Origin of the sequence: Romboutsia maritimum (assembly GCF_002251085.2) — a bacterium.
Taxonomy (GTDB): domain Bacteria; phylum Bacillota; class Clostridia; order Peptostreptococcales; family Peptostreptococcaceae; genus Romboutsia_B; species Romboutsia_B maritimum.
On sequence record NZ_NOJZ02000065.1, the window covers coordinates 1 to 3,166 of the forward strand.

The window sequence follows — 3,166 nt, forward strand, 5'->3', positions numbered from 1 at the left end:
CCAATGTGGCCGATCACCCTCTCAGGTCGGCTACTGATCGTCGCCTTGGTAAGCCGTTACCTTACCAACTAGCTAATCAGACGCGGGTCCATCCTGTACCGCTAAAGCTTTGGTGCTTCGAAGATGTCTTCATAGCACTTTATCTCGTATTAGCATACCTTTCGGTATGTTATCCGTGTGTACAGGGCAGGTTACCCACGCGTTACTCACCCGTCCGCCGCTCTTCTCCGAAGAGAATCGCTCGACTTGCATGTGTTAGGCACGCCGCCAGCGTTCATCCTGAGCCAGGATCAAACTCTCAAATAAAAGTTTTGATGGGCTCAGATACTGTTATATATCTGGCTTTGTTTGGTTGTTTCAAATTCTATAAATTAACCTACTGTTTAATTTTCAAAGTTCATTTTTTCTCGTTCGCCCTTTTCTTAAGGACAAGTAATACTATACCACCTTTATTTTACAAGGTCAATACTTTTTTAAATATTTTTATTTTATTTTTTATTTTAAAATATGTATTACTTATCCTTAATTTTTTATTTACATCAATCTTCCTCTATTCGAATAGTCTTTATGGGTATTATTATCATAATTCAAATCAACATTAACCCTTACAGTATGTCTATTTTTATTATATTTTATTTTTATATTATCAAATTCTGCATCATCAGAATTACTTCTTAAATAATTTCTAACTAAGTCTTCACCTGATTTAGTATCTACATCTTCATATGATCCAAAATACGATGAATCAGCTATTTCTAAAATCAAATTATATTTACCATCATCTAATTTATTTCTCATTTCTTTCATATTGTCCATTTGTTTAGTTACCTCCAAATAAAATAATTTTATATATAATCAATTATTCTTATTCTTTGCATATAATTTTTTTTTATTAATGAAATTATTATCCATGGGTTTTTTCGTAATATATTAGCACTAATCACTTTTTTACTTATATGCATTATAATATAATTTTACTTTTCTATATCCTTTAGTTTCTTTTGGAGAATAAAAATTATTATAATTAATAATAAACATATAACAAACAAAATTGTCTTATATGGTTTTTCAAAAAAGAATGAGATAAATTGTAGTACGAATGTTAAAATAAAAAAAGTTAATATAAGATAACGAATAGTTGTGTCTTTCATAATATCACCCCTTAATTAATAAGAAATTAATACAGAATCTACAGCGTAGATTGCTGTACATATACTCTCTGTTTTATATTGTTTAAATCTCTTTCTGCATTTACATAAAATCCTTCTCTATATATTTTATACAAGCTGTTAATTAGCCTTTTAGTTCTTACCTCTGTAAAATTCTTTTTTATGATATCTAACGCTAGTTTTTGCCATGACTTTCTTAAGTAATTATATGGTATGTGGGGTATTTTATTAAACTAGGCAATTTATTATGATTATAACATTAGTTAAATCCAATAAATACTTATTATGTAACTTACGTTACCGAAATTTAATTAAATAAAATATATGATATATATATCATTAAATTGGGAATAAATTACATATTTAATTTAAATAATACAAAACTAAATCCAATAAATATTGATAGTTTAAATACTATTAGATATATATTAGTTCAAAATGAAAAATTAGAACAAATGCATGAATTAAACTTAGAAGAAGTATTAAATAAGTTAAATAAAAAATATATAAAATAAGAGGGTAAATAAATGATAAATCAAAATTTAGCAAGACAACATAAGGAACTTTATAAATTATTATCTGATATGAAATCTCTAGGATACAATATAGAATCTAACGCTGATAAGATTGCATTAAATATTAATTTATTAGATGGAAAAATTAACCTTCATTTGCAATCAGAAGATAAATATTTATATTCATTACTTTTAAATTCTAGTAATACAGAGGTTAGAAGAATTGCAAAAAATTTTATTACAGAAATGGGGCATATATCTAAAACATTTAATGAGTTTAAGGCAAAATTCAACACTAAAAATAGAATTTTAAATAATATAAATGAATTCAAGTTAGAATATCCAATGATAATGAATGCTATTTTTAGTAGACTTGATAAAGAAGACAAGAAATTATATATACTATTATAAATATATATAGTAACATTGGATTATAAATTCATTATCGAAATAGGATTCTTTTGTACAAAAAATCATTTTTACTATACAAGTGGAATATATAGTATATAGTAAGCTTTAAATTAATTTTTATAAAATAGTGATTAATTTCCTTTAAATGGTTATAATTTAATTGAAGTAATAATTGTTGTACATTATAAAAAAAGGGGTGATACCTATGGATTTTAAAGATATATTATGTATATTTGGACTACTTGCTTTTCTAGTAATAGGAGATAAATTTTGGCCTAATAATCCATTGAACCTTATAGTAAGGTACTTAAAAGGTTTATTTATTAATAAGCAGTAATTTTACTAAATTATGAATCAAAAGATATTAATAGTATTATTGATATCTTTTTTTGTGTGCAATAAAACATTATCTTTGCTATACAAATAGGAAAATACTCTATTTAAAAGTATTAAAAGTGTAATTTAGTTATCAAAAATGCAACCAAGAAATAAATTATTTGACTAGTCATATTAAACGATTTTAAGAATACATCATAGATTTAGATGAGAAAAGTGAACAAATAACTAACTTAGATATTGCTAAGCTTTATAAATAAAATTTCAACAGTAAAAACCGGTCATTTCAATGTATCTATAGAAGATGTATCCAGTTTTTACACGTATCTCGTCGTCCCTTCATAGCCGTCAACGTAAGAAATACTAATATTAAAAAAAGATTACGTGGCTACGTCCTACTCTCCCAGGAGGTTGCCCTCCAAGTACCATCAGCGCTAAAGAGCTTAACTTCTGTGTTCGGAATGGGAACAGGTGTATCCTCTTTGCTATTATAACCACATAATCTTTATGCTTAACATTTCTATTAAGTTTTAGAGTTAATACTCTAAAAACTGCATACATTTAGGAATTATCATTTTAATTCTTGGTCAAGTCCTCGATCTATTAGTATCGTTAAGCTAAATACATTACTGCACTTACACCTTCGACCTATCAACCAGGTAGTCTTCCTGGGATCTTACCCTTACGGTGGGAAATCTTATCTTGAAGTAGGCTTCGCGCTTAGATGCTTTCAGC

General features: G+C 26.8%; 3 protein-coding genes and 3 rRNA genes. 2 read left to right on the top strand and 4 right to left on the bottom strand.

What is annotated here, in order from left to right; genetic code table 11:
* Both CHF27_RS13530 and CHF27_RS13535 read right to left on the bottom strand, forming a co-directional pair.
* Window positions 1-306: ribosomal RNA gene (locus tag CHF27_RS13530) — 16S ribosomal RNA — on the bottom strand; the annotation flags it as partial.
* 228 nt (window positions 307-534) lie between these two features.
* The gene (locus CHF27_RS13535) at window positions 535-816 is read right to left on the bottom strand and encodes a hypothetical protein (RefSeq protein WP_095405557.1); all 282 of its coding nucleotides are present in this window, start codon (window positions 814-816) and stop codon (window positions 535-537) included.
* Between the two features lie 880 nt (window positions 817-1,696).
* On the opposite strand from CHF27_RS13535, the gene CHF27_RS13540 reads away from it, so the two are divergent.
* Window positions 1,697-2,095, top strand: coding sequence for a hemerythrin domain-containing protein (locus CHF27_RS13540; protein WP_095405556.1), 399 nt, complete (start codon window positions 1,697-1,699; stop codon window positions 2,093-2,095).
* 205 nt (window positions 2,096-2,300) lie between these two features.
* Window positions 2,301-2,432, top strand: coding sequence for a hypothetical protein (locus CHF27_RS14620; protein ID WP_274541577.1), 132 nt, complete (start codon window positions 2,301-2,303; stop codon window positions 2,430-2,432).
* Between the two features lie 381 nt (window positions 2,433-2,813).
* On the opposite strand, the gene rrf is transcribed toward CHF27_RS14620, so the two are convergent.
* Window positions 2,814-2,930 (bottom strand): 5S ribosomal RNA (gene rrf, locus CHF27_RS13545).
* Between the two features lie 84 nt (window positions 2,931-3,014).
* Window positions 3,015-3,166, bottom strand: a 23S ribosomal RNA gene (locus tag CHF27_RS13550); the annotation flags it as partial.

Coding starts and splice junctions, on each gene's coding strand:
- CHF27_RS13535 (WP_095405557.1), bottom strand. CDS start 816: ATGGACAATATGAAAGAAATGAGAAATAAATTAGATGATGGTAAATAT.
- CHF27_RS13540 (WP_095405556.1), top strand. CDS start 1,697: ATGATAAATCAAAATTTAGCAAGACAACATAAGGAACTTTATAAATTA.
- CHF27_RS14620 (WP_274541577.1), top strand. CDS start 2,301: ATGGATTTTAAAGATATATTATGTATATTTGGACTACTTGCTTTTCTA.